Source organism: Clostridium sp. MF28, assembly GCF_002969175.1.
In the GTDB taxonomy this organism is placed as follows: Bacteria; Bacillota; Clostridia; order Clostridiales; family Clostridiaceae; genus Clostridium; species Clostridium beijerinckii.
This window is the reverse complement of sequence record NZ_CP014331.1, coordinates 2,990,325-3,015,000: the sequence shown is the minus strand read 5'-3', so window position 1 is coordinate 3,015,000 and position 24,676 is coordinate 2,990,325. Positions and strand designations below refer to the sequence as shown.

Here is a 24,676-nt window from a genome sequence, read left to right as displayed (position 1 = left end):
GAGCACTGAATAGGCTAGGGGGCATAGCGCTTACCGAACCTTATCAAACTCCGAATGCCACATACTATCAGTCCGGCAGTCAGACTATGAAAGATAAGTTCCATGGTCAAAAGGGAAACAGCCCAGATCGTCAGCTAAGGTCCCAAAGTGTAAGTTAAGTGGAAAAGGATGTGGGATTTCTAAGACAACTAGGATGTTGGCTTAGAAGCAGCCACTCATTAAAAGAGTGCGTAATAGCTCACTAGTCAAGAGATCCTGCGCCGAAAATGTCCGGGGCTCAAACTTACCACCGAAGCTACGGGTTCACGTTTAACGTGAGCGGTAGAGGAGCGTCGTAATCGGGCTGAAGTCGTACCGTAAGGAGCGGTGGACTGATTACGAGTGAGAATGTTGGCATTAGTAGCGAGATGTAGGCGAGAATCCTACAGGCCGAATATCTAAGGTTTCCTGAGTAAAGTTTGTCTTCTCAGGGTTAGTCGGGACCTAAGGCGAGGCCGAAAGGCGTAGTCGATGGACAATTGGTTGATATTCCAATACCACTATAATCGTTATTATCGATGGTGTGACGGAGAAGGATAGGATGTGCTAGCTATTGGATGCTAGTCTAAGCGTTTAGGGAGTTGGGATTGGCAAATCCGTTCCAACAATTCTGAGGCGTGATGGGGAAGGTTCTACGGAACCGAAGTATCTGATTCCATGCTTCCAAGAAAAGCATCTAGAGAGAGAAGTAGTGCCCGTACCGCAAACCGACACAGGTAGATGAGGAGAGAATCCTAAGGCCGACGGAAGAATTGCAGTTAAGGAACTAGGCAAATTGACCCCGTAACTTCGGGAGAAGGGGTGCCTGAGAAATCAGGCCGCAGAGAATAGGCACAAGCAACTGTTTAACAAAAACACAGGTCTCTGCTAAAGCGAAAGCTGATGTATAGGGGCTGACGCCTGCCCGGTGCTGGAAGGTTAAGGGGAACACTTAGTGGTAACGCGAAGGTGTGAACTTAAGCCCCAGTAAACGGCGGCCGTAACTATAACGGTCCTAAGGTAGCGAAATTCCTTGTCAGGTAAGTTCTGACCCGCACGAATGGCGTAATGACTTGTGCACTGTCTCAACTGCAAATCCGGCGAAGTTGTAGTGCGAGTGAAGATGCTCGCTACCCGCGATTGGACGGAAAGACCCGTAGAGCTTTACTGTAGCTTAGCATTGAATTTCGGTATTGTCTGTACAGGATAGGTGGGAGACTGGGAAACTAGGGCGTCAGCCTTGGTGGAGTCGTTGTTGGGATACCACCCTGATAGTATTGAAGTTCTAACTGGATGCCATGAAACTGGTGACAGGACATTGTTAGGTGGGCAGTTTGACTGGGGCGGTCGCCTCCTAAAATGTAACGGAGGCGCCCAAAGGTTCCCTCAGAACGGTCGGAAATCGTTCGAAGAGTGTAAAGGCAGAAGGGAGCCTGACTGCGACACCTACAAGTGGAGCAGGGACGAAAGTCGGGCTTAGTGATCCGGTGGTACCTCGTGGGAGGGCCATCGCTCAACGGATAAAAGCTACCTCGGGGATAACAGGCTGATCTCCCCCAAGAGTTCACATCGACGGGGAGGTTTGGCACCTCGATGTCGGCTCGTCGCATCCTGGGGCTGAAGTAGGTCCCAAGGGTTGGGCTGTTCGCCCATTAAAGCGGCACGCGAGCTGGGTTCAGAACGTCGTGAGACAGTTCGGTCCCTATCCGTCGCGGGCGTAGGAAATTTGAGAGGAGCTGTCCTTAGTACGAGAGGACCGGGATGGACTGACCTATGGTGTACCAGTTGTTTCGCCAGAAGCATAGCTGGGTAGCTAAGTCGGGAAGGGATAAACGCTGAAAGCATCTAAGTGTGAAGCCCACCTCAAGATGAGATTTCCCATAGCATAAGCTAGTAAGACCCCTTGAAGACTACAAGGTTGATAGGTCAGAGGTGTAAGTATGGTAACATATTTAGCTGACTGATACTAATAGGTCGAGGGCTTGACCAATATAGTCAAGTTGTAAATACATTAAAAAAACTATGTGCAATTTTGAAAGAACAAGGTTTTTTCAAATTGAAGATCTCGTGATGATGGCATAGAGGTAACACTCCTTCCCATTCCGAACAGGAAAGTTAAGGTCTATAGCGCCGATGGTACTGCATGGGAGACTGTGTGGCAGAGTAGGACGTTGCGAGGTAATCTTGTAGATTACAAGAGTTAAGTTAAAGAAATTTAACTTACGGATCTTTAGCTCAGTTGGTTAGAGCAACCGGCTCATAACCGGTAGGTCTAGGGTTCGAGTCCCTGAAGGTCCACCATGGGGGTATAGCTCAGTTGGGAGAGCACCTGCCTTGCACGCAGGGGGTCAAGAGTTCGAATCTCTTTATCTCCACCATTAAAAACTATGAATTTTATTCATAGTTTTTTTGTTTTATTATTATAAATATTGTTGTTAAATAATATTTATTACTGGTATGAGTTATATGGTGCAGAAAATAGTAGAACAACAGTATAAAATAGGCTAAAAATACTAATTGTTAAAGTATACAATGAATGAATTATAATATATAATTTATATGTAAAATATATGTAAAAATGTAATTTAATATTTTTATTTATTGTATAAAAATTATATTGCGAGGGGTAGGATTATGGTAAGAACTATTGTCTGCAAAAAAGATGGATGTAGCGGTAATGAATTTCATATATCAACAGAAGACAATAAACTTAAATTAGTATGTAAAGACTGTGGAAGTACTTATTATTATGATGTGAGTTATTATGAATTTATAATGTTATCAAATTGTGCAGAGTGTAATAACGATACATTTAAGGTGTTTAATAATTTAGATAAACAAGGAATATATGCTAAGTGTTCTAAGTGTGGTGCTCCACCAGAAAAAATATACATTGATGATGAAGGTGTGCAAGTTACTTATGAAGCAAAGTTACTACAAGATATAAAGCAGTTTATGTATCAAATTGATCAAAGAATTTGTAGCTTAGAGATGAAAATCGATGGTTTGGAAAAAGGGCAAGAATTATTAGAAGAATCACTTGCTTATATAAATAGATATATGTCTGAGTAATATAATATCTGTGAATTTTAAAATTGTACTTAAAGAGGATGGAATATGAAGAACAAAAGGAAAATTATTTACTGGTTTTTATTAATAGTTTGGATGATAGGGATATTTATTATGTCTAATCAACCTGCTCAAATATCTGATTCTCAAAGTGAAGGCGTAATAAATATTCTTTCTGCTATAGGTATCAATATGAATGGAATATTTGGGCAGCTTACTAATTTTATAGTTAGAAAATGCGCACACTTTCTTGAATATATGGTATTATCATTATTAGCGTTTAATGTGTTTAAATTGTATTTTAATATCAGAAGAGTTATTTTTGTGACAGTAGCTTTTGTATTTCTTTACGCTTGTTCTGATGAAATACATCAATTATTTGTTTTAGGAAGAGAAGGTGCTTTTAGAGATGTTATAATAGATACGGTTGGGGGTATTACACTAATATTGATTAATCTATTTAGAATGCATATAGTTGGCAAGTTTAATGAAGATAAATAAAAGATAATTTGAATAATTGGGATATAGTAATTTAATATTAAAACCAAATTAATCATTCGAATTTTAAAATAATATAAATCAGCTAATTATTTTAAGGTATGAGAATAAGGAATAAAAGTAAATAAAAATTGTGAAGGCTAAGTATATAATGCAAATTAAGCATTGTATACTTAGCCTTCATTTTCTATAAAATAAATTAAATATGTGATGCAAACATAAATATAAGTTAGTGATAAACAAATATAGATATTGGTTTAATTAGAGTAAACAAAATTACAATTACTCTAAGATTACTTGTTAAGCCTATTTATGAGATGAATTAAATTTTATTTTAAATAGATTATTTACTTTAAATAGAATATAAACAAGAATAAGCATTAATAATGCATCAAAAGTGAAGTTGAATAAAAATAATTGTTTCGAGGTATCAGCCTTTCCATTGCCGACAAAAGGCATTGGAAATTGAAGTATACCTATAAATATAACAGTCCAAAGCAAGAGAATTTTGTTCTTGATTTCAGGGTTAGAACTATTTCGAATATATTTATACAGTGAGCATAACAGAACAATAAGATAAATTAATCCTATAAAATATAAATTTCTAGGCAATATTTTTTCCCTTATAGATGACCAAAGTGTGAAACGATGGAAATCCCTAACTGGGGTTAAACTATCAGCTTTTGAGTACTTACCTAGTCCGGTACTAGTATAGAATGCCTTACTTGCGGTATATTTCATGCCATTTAATAAACGAGTAGGGTGAGTTAAATAGAATTTTCCAAGTTTAAAGTTATTTATTTTACTGTAGAATTTTTCATCAGTTATTTCTGAACCAGGAATATATTTGACATATTCATCAGAATCCAAATAAGCATGTTTCCCAGCCTCAGCTGATAAATCAGGATCTAAGCCTAAATCTATCAAGTCTTGCTCTGGTGTAGTAGATTCGTTTAGTACTCCATAAAAGACTGAGTTATACTGGGTGTCTTTACTTAAGTTGTTGCTATTCATATTGATGCGAATAGGATAGATTATCAATAAGCATGTAATAACATATAAAATAGCTAAATTGATTTTATTTAGATTATATCTATTATCCAATAATATTTTACATATAAGAATTATAATAATAGGTAAAGAAGTAATAACTTGTAATTTAGAACCTAAAAATAAAAATGCTGAAAATAATATATAAAGTATTTTCGACATTAATTTTTCCGTTCCCTTTACTACGTATTTGTACTTAATATAGTTAAGAATGGATGCAACAAGTAGCGATAGTGTAGTTATCATCATTGGTTCTCCATATAGGCTATTAAACCAAATTAAATAATTACCATCAAAGAAAATGAATGCGGTTATTAGTACAACCATCATAGATTTAATATTATTTTTTATATTCAAAGATTTTAATATTATGATAAATGAAAGAATATATATAATACTATAGATGACAGCTAAATATTGAGTTTTAAATATATTATGATCAAGTGATTTGCATATATAATTAACAAGTATTATTAGATAGCTCAAACTACAATTCCAGATGATTTTAGGATCAGTATTGTTTAAAGGGGTAATCTTATAATCAGTCACAATAAAGTCATAATATCCTACAGAGTTAGGATTATTCGTATCTGAGTCTAATAATGACAGACCAGATACATTCATAATTCTATAGAAATCACCTTGATCAGCAACACCTACTTGGGGTTTTATAAATAAGACTCCGATAGTTATAGAAATTGCAAGTAAAGCAAACCAAAACATATAGAAGTTTCTTAAATTCTTTTTTGCTTTCATTAAATTTTCCTCCACAAAGATAGATTTAAAGTAATAAACATGATTCTAAAGATATTAACAGATAAAATTATAATGTTTTTTGGTTAATACTACAAGAAAACGTCAAATTAATTTAAAGGACTACTTCAAAAATAGGATAAATATAAATTTTCAGAAAATTAAGAAAATAAGGAGGATTTAACGAATAGAAATAGAAATATAACATATAGCATTATTAAGTGAAAGGCAGGTGGGAGCCAATCTCTAGGGTAGATTAAGGGTTTGGCAGCATTATGAAAGATTATAGTATTAAAAATTTAAGAAATGTAGGATTAATGGGGCATAATGGAACTGGAAAGACTTCCTTAGCGGAAAGCCTTCTGTATTATTCAAAAATTACAGATAGATTAGGGAATATTGAGGATGGGACTACGGTTTTAGATTTTGATACTGAAGAAAAGAAGAGACAATTTTCTATTGCCCTTTCAGTAGCACCAATTGAATTAGATAATGTTAAAATAAATCTTATTGATATTCCTGGATATGCAGACTTTCAAGGTGAATGTATCGAAGGAATGAGATCCGTGGATGTAGGTATGATAGTTGTAAGCGGAGTTTCAGGAGTCAAGGCGGGAACTGAAAGGGCCTGGGAATATTGTAACAAAATTAAATTGCCTAGAACATTTTTTATAAATAAATTAGATAGAGAGAACTCGGATTTTAATAAAGTATTAGCATCTCTTAAAGAAAAGTTTGGCATCAGCGTGGTGCCTATTCAGTATCCTATAGGAGAAGAAGACAATTTTAAAGGAGTAATAAATATAATATCCAAACAAGCAAGAGTATACGATGTAAAGACTAAGGAAATAAAAATATTGGATATACCTGAAGAGCTCCAGGATGAAGTTGAAAATTGTAAGAAGATGATTATGGAAGCTGTAGCTGAGACTGATGAAGTATTGCTTGATAAATATTTTAGTGAAGGTGAATTGAGTGATGAAGAAATATATAAGGGCCTTATAAGTGGATGTGCTAATGGGGATATTGCCCCTGTTATGTGTGGAAGTGCTACAAAAGTTATTGGAATGGATTCTTTAATTGATGATATTGTAGAATGTTTTCCATCGCCAGAATATGCTATTCCACAAAAAGCTGTAGACGTTTTAAAAGATGAAGAGGTTTTTGTTAATCTCAATCAAGATAAGCCTTTTTCTGCATTAGTATTTAAAACTATTGCAGATCCATTTGTAGGCAGGATATCATTTTTTAGAGTTATTACAGGTGAAGCGAAAGATGATATGACAGTATTAAATGTTAATAAAGATAAGAACGAAAAATTATCCCATATATGTTTTATTAGAGGTAAGACACAAATACCAGCTAAAAGAATAATAGCTGGTGATATAGGTGCTATTTCCAAGCTACAGTATACAAATACAGGCGATACTTTAGCTAGTCCTGATTTTAAAGTAATATATGACAAAATGAATTTTCCTAAAACAGTTTTCTCAATGGCTGTAATCCCACAAGCTAAAGGTGATGAGGAAAAGATATCTCAAGCTTTGGCCAAGTTAAAAGATGAAGATCCTGTTTTTCAGATTGATAGGGATGTAGAAAATGCAGAAATTGTAATCTCAGGACTAGGAGAAACACATATTAATGTAATCGCAAGTAAAATAAAAAGTAAATTTGGTGTAGAAGCAGTATTAAGTTTACCAAAGGTACCTTATAAAGAAACTATAAAGGGATTTTCAGATGTACAAGGAAAACATAAAAAGCAGTCTGGTGGACATGGCCAGTATGGAGATGTGGTAATTAAATTTGAACGTAGAACAGATGGAGAGGAAGAATTAGAATTTATTGATAACGTTGTTGGTGGTGCAGTTCCAAGAAATTTTATTCCAGCAGTAGAAAAAGGATTAAGAGAGTGTATAACTCATGGGGTTTTAGCAGGATGCCCAGTTATAGGCCTTAAAGCGACTCTTCATGATGGGTCATATCACTCTGTAGATTCTTCTGAAATGGCTTTTAAGGTTGCAGCCTCTATAGCTTATAAAAAGGGATTAGAGCAAGCTAAACCTATTCTTTTGGAACCTATAATGAAAGTAGAAGTTATATTACCAAACGAATATATGGGTGATGTGATAGCTGATATAAATAAAAAGAGGGGAAGAGTAATCGGAATGGAGCCAGAAGGGGACAAGCAAAGGGTTATATCAGAAATTCCGCTTGCCGAAATTAGAAAATATGCTACTGAATTGAGATCTTTAACTCAAGGAAGAGGAGTATTTACAAAAGAATTTGTAAGATATGAGGAAGTTCCAGAGATAGAGGTAGCGAAAGCCATAGAGAGCATTAATGAATTAAGAAAATAAGATTACGGAAAGTTATAGCTAAAATTTACGGAATAGGAATAAAAAGTACTCTAGTGTAGTAATTACATAAAGGGTACTTTTTATTTATTGTCTTAATAAAGAGAAGTAAAATAAAATTTACTATAATTAAGGAATAAGGTAAATTTTACATTAATATATATAGGATAAAATCATGTGCAGAAAGACATAATATTTTAGTAATAGTATATTTTATGCAATTTAAACAAGGAGGCATCTACAATGTCAGATTATAGCATGGATATTAATGGGAATATAGAGTTGAGTGATTATAGTAATATATTTGACTATTTAAATATAATAGACAAAGATGATAATTTTGTAATAAGGATAGATAGAAATAATAAGGATGATATAGAATTAATTAATTCTATGCTTCAAGATAATAAATTCAATATCAATTATACACAATATGACGATTTTGGGAACTATTACATAAGCGCCAATAAAGGATCTTGAAAAAATATTATTTAAAATACAGGTTTTATTGGAATAGCATAATATAGTATAATATGTATTAGCAAATTGTTTTTTATTGGTATATTAAATAAAATAAAGGAGAGTTATATTATGCAAAAATATGTTATAGGAGTAGATTTAGGAGGAACTAAGATAAGTACTGCATTATCTAATTTAAATGGAGAAGTGTTATGTCAAACAACAGTTCCTACAAATGCAAGCGAGGGAGAAATTCCAGTATTAAATAGAATTATAGAATCTGTTGAAAAAGTAATTAAAGATGGATCAGTAACTTATAAAGATATAAAAGGAATTGGTATCGGTTCCCCTGGACCTTTAGATGCTGAAAAAGGAACTATAATCTATACACCAAACCTTCCATTTAAGAATTTTAATTTAGTGGAACCTTTGAATAAAAAGTTTGAAGTTCCTGTATTTTTAGATAATGATGCAAACGTTGCAGCTATCGGCGAATATATGTTTGGCGCAGGAAAAGGCGCTAAAGATGTAGTATTCTTCACAGTAAGCACTGGAGTAGGTGGAGGCGCTGTCTTAAATGGAAAGGTATATAGAGGACACACTTCAAATGCCTTAGAAATAGGACATATGACAGTGGCACCAGATGGACCAAGATGTAATTGTGGAAATATAGGGTGTGTAGAAGCAACATCATCAGGAACTGCAATTGCAAAAAGAGGACAGGAAGCATTAGCTAGTAAAGTTGAGACTTCATTAAGAAAGTATGATACTATTACTTCATATGAGGTGTTTACAGAGGCGGCTGCAGGAGATCCAGTTTGCGTAGATATAATTAATAATGCACTGAATTATTTAGGAATAGCTATAGCTAATGCAGTATCTATATTTGATCCAGAAATTATAATAATAGGTGGTGGTGTATCAAAAGCTGGAGAGATTGTTTTTGATACAGTAAGAAAAGTTGTGGATAAGAGATGTTTTAAATCCATGGCAGAATCAGTTAAGATTGTTCCAGCAGGATTAGGTACAGATGCAGGGGTAATTGGTGCGGTAGCATTAGCATTGCTTGAAACAGAAGATAAGTAATATAAAGAATGAAGCAAGCAAAGTAGTGTAGATTTTTAGCTTAATCCTAGAGCTTTAAAACATTTAGAATAGACTTTTATAATAGAATTGCAGATAGATGTGAATAAAGATTAAAAATTTCACATAAAATTAGAACAGAAAGCTCTCTTTGCAATGAATTTTTTCTTCTCATACATATTACTAAGTTTATTCTAGGTTAATTACTTAATTAAGGAGACTTTTATTTTGATATTTAAAGTATTTACCTATAATAAATTGGGATGAAAAAATTTTTTATATAAGCTATCTCTAGATATATTTAGAGATAGCATATTATAAAAGAATATATTTTATATGAAACCTATTCAATAGATTGTTGGATAGGTTTCAATCTTTAATTATGATATAAATAGAGATTATTGTAATTAGTAATAGTTTAGTAGTATAATTTCTAATTAAGAATATTATTGTGGACTTATAAATTAAATAAGAAGAAGGTAATAAGATGAAAGCAGAGATTATAGCCATAGGAACAGAAATTTTATTAGGTGATATAATTAATTCAAATGCCCAATATTTAGCTCAGGAATTAGCAGCCCTTGGAATAGATATGTATTATCAGCAAGTAGTAGGAGATAATGAAATAAGAGTTATGCATGCATTTGATGAGGCATATAGCAGAAGTGATATCATAATAACTACAGGAGGACTTGGACCAACTGATGATGATATTACAAAAGAAGTTGCAGCTAAATATTTTAATAAAGAATTAATCAAGGATGAAAATTCAACTAAAAAGATAGAAGATTATTTTAAATTTAGAGAAAGAGCAATGACTCAAAATAATTTAAAGCAAGGATTAATTCCAGAAGGAGCAACTGTTATAAATAATAATAATGGAACAGCACCAGGAGTTATAATAGAAGATGATAATAAGATAATGATCATTTTACCTGGACCACCAAAGGAAATGAAACCAATGTTTGAAGAATCAGTTAAACCATATCTTCAAGAGAAATCAGATTCAATATTGGTTTCAAGAGTTGTTAAGATACTTGGAATAGGGGAAAGCGCTGTTGCAGAGGAGATTAAGGATTTAATAGATACTCAAACTAATCCTACAATTGCGCCTTATGCAAAAGATGTAGGAGTAATGCTTCGTATAACTGCAAAGGCTGAAACTAAAGATGAAGCACTAAAATTGATAGAACCAATTGAGGAAGAAATTAAGAACAGACTTGGGGATAATGTTTATGCAACTGAGGATATTAACATAGAAGAAGTTGTAGCTAGGCTTTTGATAGAGAAGAAACTAACAATATCTACGGCAGAATCATGTACTGGTGGCATGATAGCAAGCTATCTTATTAATTATCCAGGTATATCGGAAGTTTTTTTAGAAGGCGCTGTAACATATTCCAATGAGGCTAAACATAATAGACTAGGCGTTAATAATGATATTTTAAACAAATATGGGGCCGTAAGTGAAGAAACCGCAAGAGAAATGGCAATTGGTATTGCAAAGACAGCTAATACTGATGTTAGCATTGTAACAACAGGAATTGCAGGACCAGAAGGTGGTACTTTAGAAAAGCCTGTTGGATTGGTTTTTATAGGTGTGTATGTTCAAGGAAAGGTAACGATACAAAAATGTTTGTTTAAGGGAGATAGGAACAAAGTAAGGCTTCAGGCTACAATTACAGGATTAGATATGCTAAGAAGAATTCTTATTAAATAAATTATGCAAAATAAAAATGCCATAATATATTTCAAACGAAGTAATATATTATGGCTTTACAAATTGTATATAAATAAAAATGGGGGAGAGGCGATTAAATATTGAAGTTAAATACTTCATTATTATTTATTGCCAAATTAAATTTATTTATACATAATTTAGATAAAAAATTTATAATTCTTTTATAGCGTTGCTTAATGTTTTTCCGAAGGAATCATTAATAACCAAATTAGCCTTGGAATCAGCAGAGGTAGAACTTTTATTTATTAATACAAGATTCTTTCCTTTAAAATAATTGATAAGTCCGGCAGCAGGATAAACAACAAGTGAAGTGCCACCTATAATAAGAGTATCTGCATTAGAAATTGCATTTATAGAGTCTCTAATTACTTTATCGTCTAGACCCTCTTCATAAAGAACTACATCGGGTTTGACAGCCCCACCACATTTAGTGCAAATAGGAACGCCCTTAGATTGTAGGATAAAATTCACATCATAAGATTCATGACATTTAACACAATAATTTCGATGAATAGATCCGTGAAGTTCGAATACATTTTTGCTTCCAGCCATTTGATGGAGTCCGTCTATATTTTGTGTCACGATAGCTTTCAATTTTCCCATTTCTTCAAGTTTGGCTAATGCTAAGTGTCCAGCATTTGGTTTAGCATCGGGGTATATAAGTTTTGCTTTATAAAATTTAAAAAATTCTTCAGGATATTTAATATAAAAAGTATGTGATACTAACTGTTCAGGAGTTAATGTAGCATTTAATTTCTCGCTAAATAGGCCATTTGAGCCTCTAAAGTCAGGTATATTAGATTCCGTACTGATACCAGCTCCGCCGAAAAAGACTATATTATTACTATTCTTTAATATTTCTGATAACTTTTCAATGCTCATAGAAAAACCTCCAAATTAAAATTTATTTTAAGTATTAAAAACACATTATCATGTATATTTAATTATTGCACAATTGATTAGAAAAATAAAATATAAACCCCGCTGAATTAAGCATTTTAAAATATTTATAATAAAAAAATAAAAAATGTGTTGACATAATATAAATAACTCGATATAATACTACTTGTATCTGGTGATGACGGCGTAGAGGTAACACTCCTTCCCATTCCGAACAGGAAAGTTAAGGTCTACAGCGCTGATGGTACTGCATGGGAGACTGTGTGGAAGAGTAAGACGTTGCCAGGTAATATGGCTCGATAGCTCAGTCGGTAGAGCAGAGGACTGAAAATCCTCGTGTCACTGGTTCGATTCCAGTTCGAGCCACCATAAAAGCACTAACATAAGTTAGTGCTTTTTTCTATATCTTTAGAAAATTATAATTCAGTAAAGTTTGTATACAATTTTTTTGAATGGTTTAATTAACTTAGTTTACTATTTTAAAGGAATAAAAAATAAATTATATTCGTTAAAAAGATAACATTTAAATTATATTTCTAAATGTTATCTTTTTTAATCTTAACTATTTGTAAAGAAGTTATATAGAAATTCCTTAAACAGTACATTGATCTATATATATTGAGTAGATACCGCAGTTAGGACATACAGTCACACTAACTATATAGCTATCATCAATTTTTCCTAGACCAAAAAGTTTATTAAAAGATGTATTCCTATATTCATTACATAAAGTATCTATTACATATTCATTATCCTTTGTATATATGTAAAAGTGGTACTCTAAGTAACGATAAGATTTATTTATTTGCTCTTGAGTATTACATGCACATTTATCGCCATAATATTCTGTTGAAAAACTTACTTCTTCTCCTTCATTTAGAGCATTCAATATTATATCTAAGGAAAGACCTGTAATCTCATTTTCGCCTTCAAAAAATATCCCATCGCAATTATTATCTGTTAGTACGTATTCTTTATTATCATAAACAAATTTATAATCCACAAAACAACCTCCTCAAAATTAGTGTATAATCAATTATACACCAGCATATGCACAATGTTTAGCAAAACTATATTTAAACATTTAATTTACTTTATAATATAAAGGCTTAATTTGAATGTAAGCATTGGGAAAGTAAATTAAATAATTATATATTTTCGATTTGCCAGTCAATTGGTTCTTGATTTGTAGAAATTAGAAAATTGTTTGTTTTTGAAAAAGGTTTACTTCCGAAGAAGCCTCTTGATGCAGATAATGGACTAGGATGAACGGATTTTATTATAAGATGCTTAGGATTAGTAATAAAGTCAGTCTTTGAAATAGCATTATTACCCCAAAGTATGAATACTATAGGTGTTTCCTTTTTATTTAGCACCTTAATAACCTCATTTGTGAATTCTTCCCATCCCTTATTTTTGTGGGAATTAGCTTCTCCAGCTCTAACTGTAAGTACTGTATTTAGCAATAAGACTCCTTGATCAGCCCACTTTCTTAAATAGCCATTGTTTGGAATATAGCAACCTAAATCAGTATGTAGCTCCTTATAGATATTAATTAAAGATGGTGGAGTTTTTACACCTGGATTAACAGAAAAACTCAATCCATGCGCTTGGCCAGGTCCATGATAAGGATCTTGACCGAATATAACAACTTTAACTTTATTATAAGGTGTAAAATGTAAGGCGTTAAAGAGATCATACATATTAGGATAAATGGTCTTAGAGTTATATTCATTTATTAAAAATTTTCTTAGATTAATATAATAATCTTTTTGGAATTCAGACTGCAAATAATTTTTCCAATCATTTTTTAATATATCGGACATTAAATCACCCCTAAATTAGTATAACATTTTATGGTGGTTTTATGTATACTATGTATTTTTGATTAAAAATCTAAAATTTATTTAGTTATATTATTGTTAGAAGTAGTAGATACTGTTAAAATGAAGTGTATATAACAAACTGTTAAAAATAATATAAAATGATTATAAAGGAGAATTCACATGGAAAATAAAGTGTTAGCTGTTGCAGCAGGATATGAAATAACAGAAAAAGATTTAAATGCAATAATTAGTAGATATCCACAAGAGCAAAGAGGAGCTTTACAAAGCGAAGAAAAGAAGAAACAATTGGTAGAACAATTGATTTCATTTGAATTAATGAATAAGTTTGGAAAAGAAATACAATTAGATAAGACTCAAGAATACAAAGACGCCATGGAAAATATATCAAAGGAAGTTATAACTTCAATGGCAATAAATAAAGTATTGAGTGATGTAACAATAACAGATGAAGAAGTAAAGAAATACTATGAAGATAATAAAGAAGCTTTTGGTCAGCCTGCAACAGTTTCAGCTAGACATATTCTAGTAGAAACTGAAGAGGAAGCAAATAAGGCAAGAGAAGAAATCTTAAGCGGCAAGATTTCATTCGGAGATGCTGCAATGAAATATTCAACATGCCCATCTAATCAACAAGGTGGAAATTTAGGTGAATTCTCAAAAGGTATGATGGTTCCAGAATTTGAAGAAGCTGCTTTTACATCAGAAATAGGAAAGGTTACTGAACCGGTTAAAACTCAATTTGGGTATCATTTAGTGTTAGTAGATGCAAAAAATGAAGCCTCAATCAAAAGTTTTGAAGAAGTTAAAGACAGTGTATTAGATAATTTAATTAAAGAAAATCAACATAAAAAATATGATCAAATATTGAAGGAATTAGAAGCTAAATACGGAGTTGAAAGAAAATAAAAATTTCTATTTAATAGCAATATAGTTTCAAAAATAAAGGTAATGATGGATACATTACCTTTATTTTTTTATTTTAAAGTTCATATGTTATTATTTTGGAATATAATATAATATTCAAATATGATTTTATGTTATAAAAATGTATTCAGATATCCCTACGTTACAGATTTATATACTAACAGCATGAGAAAAAGCTTGTCTTAAATTTGCATTGTAGAATGTTGAATTATTTTTAGTAATCTAATTATTCGTATGTAGGCGATAAAACAAATATTTATAATAACTAATATCTATAAAAGCTCAGTAAAGGAAAAAATATATTTATCACAATACTTAAGAATTTCGGATATAGGTTCTAAACATAAATCATCTTTTATTCCGATCACCCTCATATTTGCTTTTTTTGCACTTTTCATAGCAGGGAGTATATCCTCAAATACTAAACAGTATTCAGGTTTAATATTTAACTTTTTTGCTGCTAATAAATATATGTCAGGACAATCTTTTCCTTTTGCGACTTCATCAGTAATAGTGATTGAATCAAAATAGTCATAAACCCCATTGTTTTTTAAACAAGCCTCAAGCAGTGGGATAGAATTGCTAGTCGCTAATGCAATTTTTATTTTATTATCTTTTAAATATCTTAAAAAAGTTTTTACACCTGATTTGAGTTTTACATTATTAGCGTAATGATGAAATGCTGCATGATGCCAATCACTAAGTATTTCATCTACTGAATCTTCAATTTTAAATCTATTTTTAAAATATACTGCTGTCTGATAAAAACTTAAGTGTTCAATATCGTTTTTTAAGTCATTAGGTACAGCATGTCCTTTCTTTTTAAGATAATCTATGTCGATCTGAGACCATACCCACATGGAATCTACAATAGTTCCATCTAAATCGAAAATTACACCTTTTATATTACTTAGCATTTTACACCTCCAAATAATTGTTATTTATATAAACGAATAGATATTGATATAGTTTAGTGCCAAACTTAATCTTTTATTGGTGCGCCTTAGTGTCAATAAATATTATAATTGAAGCATTAGACACGAATAAGAATTAGAAGAATTAGTAATACGATATATGTTATAGATTAATAAATTAATGAATTACTAAATAAAAAAACTTAAGGATCAATCCTTAAGTTATACTAGTCTAATAATATATTTGGTCGGGGTGACAGGGATTGAACCTGCGACCTCATGGTCCCAAACCACGCGCGCTCCCATCTGCGCCACACCCCGTTATACATTAATTATATATTCAAGTAAATCTTATGTCAAGGACTTTAGAAGATGTAATTAATACAGAAAAAAGTTAATTATAGTCATTAGAATAAATAATTTTGTGATGAGGGAGGCTGGAATTGTTAAGTTAAGTTTATTGATGAAAATTTTTATATATAAGCTATAATAAGAATCACAAAGAATAAGCTAGAAAAAGTGGGGAATACGGACGATATTTAGATAATAGTAGGATAAACTAAATTCTCGCTATATATATGAATTGTTCATTCTTATCCAAGGTGTTATAATTATGTAGTAATATAGATTAATGGAGGAGGGAAGGTTTAAAACCGATATTTAATGAGGAGTAGAATTCTAGCTATTATGTTAGCAACCGTAATCGTTGTAGGTAGTTCGATACCAGCGTTTGCGACGCCAGATAATCAACAGTTGAGTGATTCAAGACAGAAATATGCAGAAATTGAAAGCAAGATAACAGATATTCAGAATAAAATTGATGATTTAAATATGCAGATAGAGCCGCTACAATTAACAGTAGATAAGAATAAAAAAGAAATAACAACTATCAATAAAGTTATTGATAGTAGTACAAAAGACATTGAACAATATAAGAAAGAGATTAATACATTAGATTTAGCTTTAGGACAAAGAGTTAAAGCTATGTACATGTCAGGTGATTTAGAATTTGGTTACTTGAATTTTATACTTGAATCAGAATCAACAAGTGATTTCTTTTCTAGAGCAGAGGCAGTTAGTAAAATTATAGGAAAAGACAAATCTGCCATAGAAGATGTTACAAGTAAAAAGGAAGAATTAAATAACAAAATAAAATCCCTAGAAGATAAGAAAGATGAAATAGATAAACTTAATAAAGAAATACAAGTTAGCTTAAGTGAACTCGATGGAAAGAAAAAAGAAGCAGAAACTTTATCAAGTCAAGCTAAGGATGAAAAAAGTAAATTTGACTCACAATACTTATCACAATTAGAAAGAGAACTTGTAAAATCTCAATTTGATGTTATAGGTAACTCTAATAGTTCAGCTACTGATCTTCAAGGAGCAATTAATCAATTAAGAAATATTAGAGATAATCAAATTAAGAGTGAGATCGTTACTTCAGAGATAAATGATAAAATTGAAAAGGCTAAAACAATGGTAGCAGATAAAAAAGCAGCTGAAGTAAAAGTGGCAACGCCAAGTAGAGGCGGAGGCGGAAGAGTAGCTGCACCATCAGCAGGAAATGCTCAATCTATTCTAAATGAGGCATATGCACAGTTAGGAAAGCCTTATGTATGGGGTGCAACTGGAGATGCAAGCTTTGACTGTTCAGGATTTACTCAATATGTTTATGAGCATGCTGCAGGAGTAGATATAACAAGAACAACTTATTCTCAAATTGGAGTTGGACAACCAGTTAGCCAAGATCAGCTTCAACCTGGAGATTTGGTATTTACTCATCCAGGTCACGTTGGGATATATGTTGGTAATGGCCAAATGATTAACGCACCTCAAACAGGTGATGTGGTTAAAGTTGCGCCAGTTTATAGTTTTTATGCTGCAAGAAGAGTTCTTAAGTAGTTAACATAAGAAATTAGTTGTTAATATCTGATTTCAAATTATTGTCCTTCTGTAAAAGATCAGAAGGACTTTTTTTATTTTACTTGTATGATATAATGTGGAATATATACTTTAGAGATTAGGTATATACAAATATTGATATTAGATATTTTAAAGTAGAATATTGTAAAGTTAAGTAAAGGAAGAATAATATGAATAATAAATTGCAATATGTGAGAGATGATGAGACAGTAGATGATTTGCAACTTAAGGGATTAAATTTAATTCAAAAGAAGGAGGGATTTAAATTTGGTATAGATGCTGTTTTATTATCTGATTTTGCTTATATAAAAAATAAACATAAGGTGATGGATTTATGTACAGGAACTGGGATAATTCCATTTTTGATATATGGCAAATATAAGCCTGAGTGTGTATATGGATTAGAAATTCAAGAAGATATGGTAGATATGGCTAAAAGGAGCGTAAAATTAAATGAGCTTGAAGGAAATGTATGTTTTATAAATGAAGATTTAAAAAATATAGATTATCTAAAGACACTTGATAAGTTTGATGCAGTGACAGTAAATCCACCTTATAAACTAAACAATTCAGGAATTATAAATCCAAATGATAAGCTTGCTATAGCTAGGCATGAAATATTATGTAATTTAGAAGATGTGATTTCAGCAGCAAGAATTTTATTAAAGGATAATGGAAGACTCTTTATGATACATAGACCTGAAAGATTAGCGGATATTTTTATTTTAATGAGAAAATATAAAATAGAACCTAAAAGAGTAAAAATGATTCATCCTAAGGTAGGAAAAGCTCCTAATATTGTATTGATTGAAGGGCAAAGAGATGGGGGAGCCTATTTGAAGTGGGAAGCACCATTGTATGTCTATGATGAAGATGGAAAATATACTAAAGAAATAGATTCAATATATTGGAGGTCATGATATGGAAAATGGAAAGTTGTATTTAGTACCAACTCCTATTGGAAACTTAAAAGATATAACATTGAGGGCTCTAGAAGCTTTAAGAGATGTTGATATTATAGCGGCTGAAGATACAAGACAAACGTTGAAATTATTAAATCATTTTGAGATAAAAAAACCATTAATAAGTTATCACAAATTTAATGAGCAAATAAAAAGTGATAAAATTATAGATTTACTAATGGAAGGTAATAATGTTGCTTTAGTTTCAGATGCTGGAACACCCGGAATATCAGATCCAGGAAGTGTTATTGTTGGACGTTGCATAGAAAAAAAGATAAATTTCGAAGTACTTCCAGGAGCGACAGCTATAACTACGGCATTAGTTTATTCTGGATTAGACACAACTAAATTTTTATTCAGGGGTTTCTTACCAAGAGAAAATAAAGAACGTAAGATAGTCACAAATGACTTATTGCAAAGTCAGGAAACTATTATCTTTTACGAAGCACCGCATAGACTGATAGATACGCTTGAATTCTTATTAGATACATTTGGAGATAGAAAAATTGCAGCATGCAGAGAATTAACTAAGATTTATCAACAAATACACAGGGGAACTTTAAAAGAAGTAATTCAGTATTTTCAGGAGAATAAACCAAGAGGAGAATTTGTTCTTGTTCTAGAAGGAAAAAGACTTGAAGAGATAAAGGAAGAGCAAAGGGAAGAGTGGATTCATTTATCTATTGAAGAGCATATAGTTAAATATATTAATGGTGGTGCGAGTAAGAAAGAGGCAATAAAGCTTGTAGCCAAGGAAAGAGAATTACCTAAAAGTGAAGTATATAAATTCTCAACTAATATATAATTAAGTTAAGAAAATAGACTATCTCAAATTAACTCTTGAGATAGTCTATTATTTATTGATTATATAATTAATTATATAATAGGAAATTAGAATATATCAAATACTATCTGTTTGTTTTAATTTCGTCTAAACATTTAGTACAGATATTCTTGCCTTTATAGTTAATTACGTCTCTTGCATCTCCACAGAAGATACAAGCTGGTTCGTATTTCTTTAAGATTATTTGCTCTCCGTCTACATAAATTTCTAATGCATCTTTTTCAGCAATATCTAATGTTCTTCTAAGTTCTATAGGAATAACTATTCTTCCTAATTCATCTACTCTTCTAACTACACCTGTTGATTTCATAAAAAATTCCTCCTAATTCCATGATTCGACATTCTACTATGATATATTACCAAGTATGTAATATAAAGTCAATGTATATTTTTAAATATTTATAAGAAATTACAAATTTCAACTTTAATAAACATCTTATATAAAATATACTACCATATTTTAGAAAAGTCAAGAGGGTTTATTTGTAAAATTATCATATTAATCCAAATTAATAAATTTGAGGAATCTAGATGTACCAATGGTTAGAGAAATGTATATGAATTATATTCATGATTATATAATAGTGAATTTACAAATAAAGTAATATAAGGCATATGTCCGCTTTTTTTGTAGAAATGCAAATACTATAAATAATAATGTCGATTGATTACATAAATTAGATATTTTTTATCAATACTATATTTAAAAAAAATTAGATATGTCGTATAATACTATTATTATACTAAGAGTATAAACTAGTAGAAAAATTTTTATATTACAATGTTTATAATAACTTGTAACAAGTTCATGATTACTATATAATATATAATATAGATTGAGAAAGAATAGGTGCATGATAATGGCAGGAAAATTTGATTCAGATTATATAAAAGAATTGGCTAAAGAAATGTCTAAAAGTACTTCCGTTTCATATGAAGATATTCCTAAATATGATTTGTTTTTATCCCAAGTAATCGATTATTTAAACGATAAGTTTGTTGATGAGAAGTTTACTAACAATATAGTTCAAAATTATACTAAAAGCGAAGTTATAACTAAGCCGGAAGATGGCAAAAAAAGAGGATATACAAAAATGCATTTAGTACAATTAGTACTGCTTAGCCATATGAGGCCCTTATTAACGACGGAAGAAATAAAGAAAGTTTTTCGGCTTGCATTTAATGAAATCAATGACAGAAGCGATGATATACTGTCATGGGAAGAGACATATAAAACTTTCACACAAATACAAAAGGAAAGTTTAGATAACTATTTAGATACGTTTATATCAAATGATGATAAATTAGAAGAGATAATAAAGAATTTTGAATTGAAAGATAATGATAAGGAAAGAATTAAAATTTTCCTATTAGTTCTTTCTTTAATAGCAGAAGCAAGTGTTATTAAAAAGTTAGTTCAAAAAATAGTTAAAGAGTATGAAGAAGAATAAATTATATGAGATAAAATATTTACAATAGCAATAAACTAAAAAACACTTACTTAATTAGAACTTGAATTTTGTTAGGCTAATTAAGTAAGTGTTTTATGACTATGTTTATGATTTAATATGGAAAATGTGATTTTAACTATAGTGAGGAATTAATTTATGGATAAAATTCTTATACGAGAGTCTGTGAGAAATTTAGTAGAATTTTGCTTGAAAAAAGGTGATATAGATAATAGGTTTTCTGGAAGTGCTAGGGCAGTAGAGGGAGTAAGAGCACATCAAAAGCTTCAGGAAGATAACGGAAGGATTTATGAGAACTATGAAAAGGAAGTATATTTAACTCATGAGTTTGAGACGAATAAAAGCTTGATCTATATTGAAGGAAGAGCAGATGGAATTATAACGGAAAGAGATAAAGTTATAATTGAAGAAATAAAATCAACTTATAAGAATTTTGCATACATTGATGATTTGAATGAGGTACATTGGGCTCAGGCAAAGGTGTATGCTTTTATTTATGGAAATCAAAATAATCTTGAAGAAATTTATGTGCGATTATCCTACATGCAGTTAGAAACGAATGAGGTTAAGAGTTTTGAAAAAAGATTTACTATAGGAGAATTAGAAGAATTTATATCTGATTTATTAAGAGAATATGAGAGATTTAGTGTTTTAATATTTAAATGGAAAAACATTAGAGATGAAACTATAAAAGTACTAAATTTTCCTTTTGAAAAATACAGAGAAGGTCAAAGGAAACTTATTAATGTTTCATATCAAACTATAAAAGAGGGGGAAATATTATTTGTTCAGGCACCGACAGGCATAGGAAAAACTATATCAACCATATTCCCAGCTGTAAAGGCTATAAGCGAAGGAATTGGAGAAAAAATTATATATTTGACGGCAAAGACGATAAATAGGGAAGTTGCAGAAGAAACTTTTGAAAGATTGCGTCAAGAAGGATTGAAATTTAGGACTATCACAATTACGGCAAAAGAGAAAACATGTATTAATGATGATTTTGATTGCAATCCAGAGAAGTGCATATATGCCAAAGACTATTATGGTAAAGTAAAAAAAGTAATTACAAATGTTATCGAAAGGGAAGAAAGAATTTCCACGGAAATATTGAAGGAATATGCCGAAAAATATCAAGTATGCCCATTTGAGCTATCTTTAGATATAAGTACTTATTGTGATGGAATTATAGGTGATTATAATTACATCTTTGATCCAAGAGTATCTTTGAGTAGAGTTCTAGAAAGCAAAGGAAATATAGTTTTGGTGGATGAAGCACATAATTTAATTGATAGGTCAAGAAATATGTATTCCGCATCCTTATATAAAAGTCAAATTCTAAATTGCAAAAAGATAACTAAGGGTAAACTAAATAAACTACATTCCTTATTGGGAAAGATTAATGATTATTTCATTGATTTAAGAAATGAATGCGACCATAGAGAAGTGAAATCATTTTATGAAGAGGAACATCCTAAGGAATTGAGTAAGTATTTGCAGTTATACTTAAAAGAAAGTGAAGAAGTGCTAGTAAGAGGAAATAGATTTGATGGTTATGAAGATATATTGAAATTATATTTTGATATAAATGCTTTTACTTCTACGACACAGCTCTATGATGAAAATTATAGGACTTGTATAGAAAAGGATTCTCAAGAAATCAAGTTGACTTTATATTGTGTAAATCCAGCTAAGAATTTAAGAGAATACTTAGGAAAATGCTACTCGGTAATATTTTTTTCTGCAACTATATCACCAATAAAATACTATGTAAATATGCTGGGCGGAGATGATAATACATATAGGTTAAAGCTTCCATCTCCTTTCAATAAAGAAAACTTAAAAGTTCATATTAGTCCTATTAATATTAGATATTCATATAGAAAAAGGACCTTATCATCAGTGAAAGATAAAATTTGTGGCTTTATAAAGCAGCAAATTGGAAACTACATGATTTTTTCACCATCATATGCATATATGGAAGAGTTATATAGCCATATGGAGGAGCCGAAGCTAGAAGAATTTAATCTTATGAAACAGAAACCTAATATGACGGAGGAAGAAAAAAGTGAATTTTTAAGAAGATTTAAGAATAGCAATAATTTATTAATGTTTTGTGTGCTTGGAGGGATGTTTTCAGAAGGAATAGATTTGCCTGGTGATCAGTTAATTGGAAGCATAATAATTGGAGTAGGATATCCTATGGTAGATATGACAAATGAAGTTATAAAGGATTTTTATAAAGAAGATGGTTATGACTATGCGTATGTATTTCCAGGAATAAATAAAATTCAGCAGGCTGTAGGAAGAGTTATAAGAACTGAGACGGACAAAGGAAGAGTTCTGCTTATTGATGATAGATATATAAATAATAAATATAGTGTTCTTTTACCAAATGAGTGGTATCCTATAAATAAATATTAAATTACCTATAGTTTTATGAAATAAGCTACTAGATTGTATTGTGCATTGTGAATTAAAAATAAGTATGTTAAAATATTCATGGTAGTTTTATGAAATAGTATATCTACATATAATTTTAGTATTTACACTACAATTTAAAAAATATTTAGTTATTGATATCGTCAGCCAGAAGTTTGAATCGGAGATATATTGGTGATGATTAATAACATATTAAAGTAGAATTAAGGAGCGAGGATAATGAATATTCCATTAATTGATTTAAAAGCTCAATATAAGTCTATTGCTGAAGATTTAGATAGAGTAACTAAAGAAGTGCTTTCTTCTGCGAATTATATTATGGGCAAGAATGTAATTGAATTTGAGAGAGAATTTGCAGAATATATAGGAGTTAAACATGCGATATCAGTGGCGAATGGAACTGATGCATTGGTTATTGCATTAAAATCTTTAGGAATAGGGAATGGAGATGAAGTAATAACTTCGACATTTACTTATTTTGCTTCAGCTGAAGCTATTTCAGCAGTAGGTGCAACGCCTGTTTTTGTTGATGTTGAAAAAGAAACATTTAATATAGATCCAACTAAAATAGAAGAAAAAATTACAAATAAAACAAAGGCTATTATACCAGTTCATATATTTGGACAATGTGCTAAGATGGATGAAATAAATGAAATAGCTAAGAAGCACAATTTAAAGATCGTAGAGGATGCTGCTCAAGCATCAGGTTCTAAATATAAAGGAAAGATGGCGGGAACTTTAGGTGATGCAGCATGTTTCTCATTCTTCCCAACTAAGAATCTTTCGTGTGCTGGCGATGGCGGCATGATAGTGACAAATGATGATAATATAGCAACAATAGCAAAAGCTTTAAGAACACATGGAAGTGGAGAAACTGGACAAAAAGCTTATAATTTGCTAAATAATATAAATGATGAGATAGAGACGTCTAAAGATGGTGACGATACTGTATATAATGCTTTAAAATACTATAATTATTTAATCGGGTTCAACTCTAGGTTAGATGCTATTCAAGCAGCAATTCTAAGAGTAAAATTACCACATTTAGATGATTGGAATAGTAGAAGAAGAGAAGTAGCAAAAATATATAATGAAAAATTAAAAGATTCTAATGTAGTTGTACCTACTGTTGATGAAGAAAATGAAACTATATATCATCAATATGTGTTACAATGCGAAAATAGAGAAGATATGATAAATAAACTTAAAGAAAATGGCATAGCAACTGGAGTTTATTATCCAGTCCCACTACATTTACAAAAAGTATATAAAGATCTAGGATATAAAGAAGGGGATATGCCGGTTGCAGAATATTTATCACATAGAACATTTGCAATACCAGTTTATCCAGAATTAACAGAAAACGAAATAAATTATATAGTTGAAAATATAAAGGCATAATATTAATATTGTAATATGCAAATTC

At 31.0% G+C, this 24,676-nt stretch carries 19 protein-coding genes, 4 tRNA genes and 3 rRNA genes (1 of these 26 running past the window's edge); 19 read left to right on the top strand and 7 right to left on the bottom strand.

The annotated features are described in order from the left end of the window. The 6 genes from AXY43_RS12845 to AXY43_RS12820 all read left to right on the top strand — a co-directional run. A 23S ribosomal RNA gene (locus AXY43_RS12845) occupies nucleotides 1-2,008 on the top strand; it begins 900 nt to the left of the window's first position. A gap of 73 nt (nucleotides 2,009-2,081) precedes the next feature. Beyond that, nucleotides 2,082-2,198, top strand: a 5S ribosomal RNA gene (gene rrf, locus AXY43_RS12840). A 44-nt stretch (nucleotides 2,199-2,242) separates the two neighbouring features. After that, nucleotides 2,243-2,319 (top strand) — tRNA-Ile (locus tag AXY43_RS12835). Between the two features lies 1 nt (nucleotide 2,320). Continuing rightward, a tRNA-Ala gene (locus AXY43_RS12830) sits at nucleotides 2,321-2,396 on the top strand. Between the two features lie 256 nt (nucleotides 2,397-2,652). After that, the gene (locus tag AXY43_RS12825; RefSeq protein WP_012061050.1) at nucleotides 2,653-3,090 is read left to right on the top strand and encodes a hypothetical protein; all 438 of its coding nucleotides are present in this window, start codon (nucleotides 2,653-2,655) and stop codon (nucleotides 3,088-3,090) included. Between the two features lie 45 nt (nucleotides 3,091-3,135). Next, nucleotides 3,136-3,588, top strand: a complete 453-nt coding sequence (locus tag AXY43_RS12820; protein ID WP_039773103.1) for a VanZ family protein — start codon at nucleotides 3,136-3,138, stop codon at nucleotides 3,586-3,588. Nucleotides 3,589-3,891: 303 nt separating this feature from the next. Here AXY43_RS12820 and AXY43_RS12815 read toward each other — a convergent pair whose 3' ends face one another. Further along, nucleotides 3,892-5,391, bottom strand: a complete 1,500-nt coding sequence (locus AXY43_RS12815) for a hypothetical protein (protein WP_039773101.1) — start codon at nucleotides 5,389-5,391, stop codon at nucleotides 3,892-3,894. Between the two features lie 272 nt (nucleotides 5,392-5,663). On the opposite strand from AXY43_RS12815, the gene fusA reads away from it, so the two are divergent. From fusA to AXY43_RS12795, 4 genes are all read left to right on the top strand, one after another. Then, nucleotides 5,664-7,745 (top strand): elongation factor G, encoded by a 2,082-nt coding sequence (gene fusA, locus AXY43_RS12810; RefSeq protein ID WP_039773099.1) that lies wholly within the window; start codon nucleotides 5,664-5,666, stop codon nucleotides 7,743-7,745. A 240-nt stretch (nucleotides 7,746-7,985) separates the two neighbouring features. Continuing rightward, complete coding sequence (locus AXY43_RS12805) at nucleotides 7,986-8,222, top strand: hypothetical protein (protein WP_012061046.1); 237 nt, start codon at nucleotides 7,986-7,988, stop codon at nucleotides 8,220-8,222. Between the two features lie 111 nt (nucleotides 8,223-8,333). Continuing rightward, a complete protein-coding gene (locus tag AXY43_RS12800; RefSeq protein ID WP_012061045.1) occupies nucleotides 8,334-9,287 on the top strand; it encodes an ROK family protein in 954 nt (317 codons plus the stop codon). Between the two features lie 484 nt (nucleotides 9,288-9,771). Next, the gene (locus AXY43_RS12795) at nucleotides 9,772-11,004 is read left to right on the top strand and encodes a competence/damage-inducible protein A (RefSeq protein ID WP_039773097.1); all 1,233 of its coding nucleotides are present in this window, start codon (nucleotides 9,772-9,774) and stop codon (nucleotides 11,002-11,004) included. Between the two features lie 171 nt (nucleotides 11,005-11,175). On the opposite strand, the gene AXY43_RS12790 is transcribed toward AXY43_RS12795, so the two are convergent. After that, nucleotides 11,176-11,907: an NAD-dependent protein deacylase gene (locus tag AXY43_RS12790; protein ID WP_039773095.1), complete on the bottom strand. Its 732-nt coding sequence runs from the start codon at nucleotides 11,905-11,907 to the stop codon at nucleotides 11,176-11,178. 189 nt (nucleotides 11,908-12,096) lie between these two features. On the opposite strand from AXY43_RS12790, the gene rrf (AXY43_RS12785) reads away from it, so the two are divergent. Both rrf (AXY43_RS12785) and AXY43_RS12780 read left to right on the top strand, forming a co-directional pair. After that, nucleotides 12,097-12,213, top strand: a 5S ribosomal RNA gene (rrf, locus tag AXY43_RS12785). A gap of 5 nt (nucleotides 12,214-12,218) precedes the next feature. Beyond that, nucleotides 12,219-12,294, top strand: a tRNA-Phe gene (locus AXY43_RS12780). Nucleotides 12,295-12,517: 223 nt separating this feature from the next. Here the strand turns inward: AXY43_RS12780 and AXY43_RS12775 are convergent. Next, nucleotides 12,518-12,928: a DUF3785 family protein gene (locus AXY43_RS12775; protein WP_039773093.1), complete on the bottom strand. Its 411-nt coding sequence runs from the start codon at nucleotides 12,926-12,928 to the stop codon at nucleotides 12,518-12,520. Between the two features lie 145 nt (nucleotides 12,929-13,073). After that, complete coding sequence (locus tag AXY43_RS12770; RefSeq protein WP_039773091.1) at nucleotides 13,074-13,751, bottom strand: uracil-DNA glycosylase; 678 nt, start codon at nucleotides 13,749-13,751, stop codon at nucleotides 13,074-13,076. A gap of 180 nt (nucleotides 13,752-13,931) precedes the next feature. On the opposite strand from AXY43_RS12770, the gene AXY43_RS12765 reads away from it, so the two are divergent. Further along, complete coding sequence (locus tag AXY43_RS12765) at nucleotides 13,932-14,678, top strand: peptidylprolyl isomerase (RefSeq protein ID WP_012061040.1); 747 nt, start codon at nucleotides 13,932-13,934, stop codon at nucleotides 14,676-14,678. 290 nt (nucleotides 14,679-14,968) lie between these two features. Here the strand turns inward: AXY43_RS12765 and AXY43_RS12760 are convergent, their stop codons facing one another. Together AXY43_RS12760 and AXY43_RS12755 are read right to left on the bottom strand one after the other, a co-directional pair. Continuing rightward, the gene (locus AXY43_RS12760) at nucleotides 14,969-15,613 is read right to left on the bottom strand and encodes an HAD family hydrolase (protein WP_023975330.1); all 645 of its coding nucleotides are present in this window, start codon (nucleotides 15,611-15,613) and stop codon (nucleotides 14,969-14,971) included. Between the two features lie 242 nt (nucleotides 15,614-15,855). Then, nucleotides 15,856-15,931: transfer RNA gene (locus AXY43_RS12755), tRNA-Pro, on the bottom strand. Nucleotides 15,932-16,273: 342 nt separating this feature from the next. On the opposite strand from AXY43_RS12755, the gene AXY43_RS12750 reads away from it, so the two are divergent. From AXY43_RS12750 to rsmI, 3 genes are all read left to right on the top strand, one after another. Further along, nucleotides 16,274-17,512, top strand: a complete 1,239-nt coding sequence (locus AXY43_RS12750; RefSeq protein WP_039773087.1) for an NlpC/P60 family protein — start codon at nucleotides 16,274-16,276, stop codon at nucleotides 17,510-17,512. 191 nt (nucleotides 17,513-17,703) lie between these two features. Then, nucleotides 17,704-18,453: a tRNA1(Val) (adenine(37)-N6)-methyltransferase gene (locus AXY43_RS12745; RefSeq protein ID WP_017212246.1), complete on the top strand. Its 750-nt coding sequence runs from the start codon at nucleotides 17,704-17,706 to the stop codon at nucleotides 18,451-18,453. A 1-nt stretch (nucleotide 18,454) separates the two neighbouring features. Then, complete coding sequence (rsmI, locus tag AXY43_RS12740; protein WP_077867687.1) at nucleotides 18,455-19,300, top strand: 16S rRNA (cytidine(1402)-2'-O)-methyltransferase; 846 nt, start codon at nucleotides 18,455-18,457, stop codon at nucleotides 19,298-19,300. Nucleotides 19,301-19,403: 103 nt separating this feature from the next. Here rsmI and AXY43_RS12735 read toward each other — a convergent pair whose 3' ends face one another. Further along, nucleotides 19,404-19,649, bottom strand: coding sequence for an AbrB/MazE/SpoVT family DNA-binding domain-containing protein (locus AXY43_RS12735; protein ID WP_012061035.1), 246 nt, complete (start codon nucleotides 19,647-19,649; stop codon nucleotides 19,404-19,406). A gap of 550 nt (nucleotides 19,650-20,199) precedes the next feature. Here AXY43_RS12735 and AXY43_RS12730 point away from each other — a divergent pair. The 3 genes from AXY43_RS12730 (at nucleotide 20,200) to AXY43_RS12720 (ending at nucleotide 24,651) form a co-directional block, all read left to right on the top strand. After that, nucleotides 20,200-20,790, top strand: coding sequence for a DUF1836 domain-containing protein (locus AXY43_RS12730; protein WP_017212244.1), 591 nt, complete (start codon nucleotides 20,200-20,202; stop codon nucleotides 20,788-20,790). Nucleotides 20,791-20,946: 156 nt separating this feature from the next. Beyond that, the gene (locus AXY43_RS12725; RefSeq protein ID WP_077867689.1) at nucleotides 20,947-23,232 is read left to right on the top strand and encodes an ATP-dependent DNA helicase; all 2,286 of its coding nucleotides are present in this window, start codon (nucleotides 20,947-20,949) and stop codon (nucleotides 23,230-23,232) included. A 237-nt stretch (nucleotides 23,233-23,469) separates the two neighbouring features. Beyond that, nucleotides 23,470-24,651 (top strand): DegT/DnrJ/EryC1/StrS family aminotransferase, encoded by a 1,182-nt coding sequence (locus tag AXY43_RS12720; protein WP_039773083.1) that lies wholly within the window; start codon nucleotides 23,470-23,472, stop codon nucleotides 24,649-24,651. Nucleotides 24,652-24,676 lie beyond the last annotated feature (25 nt).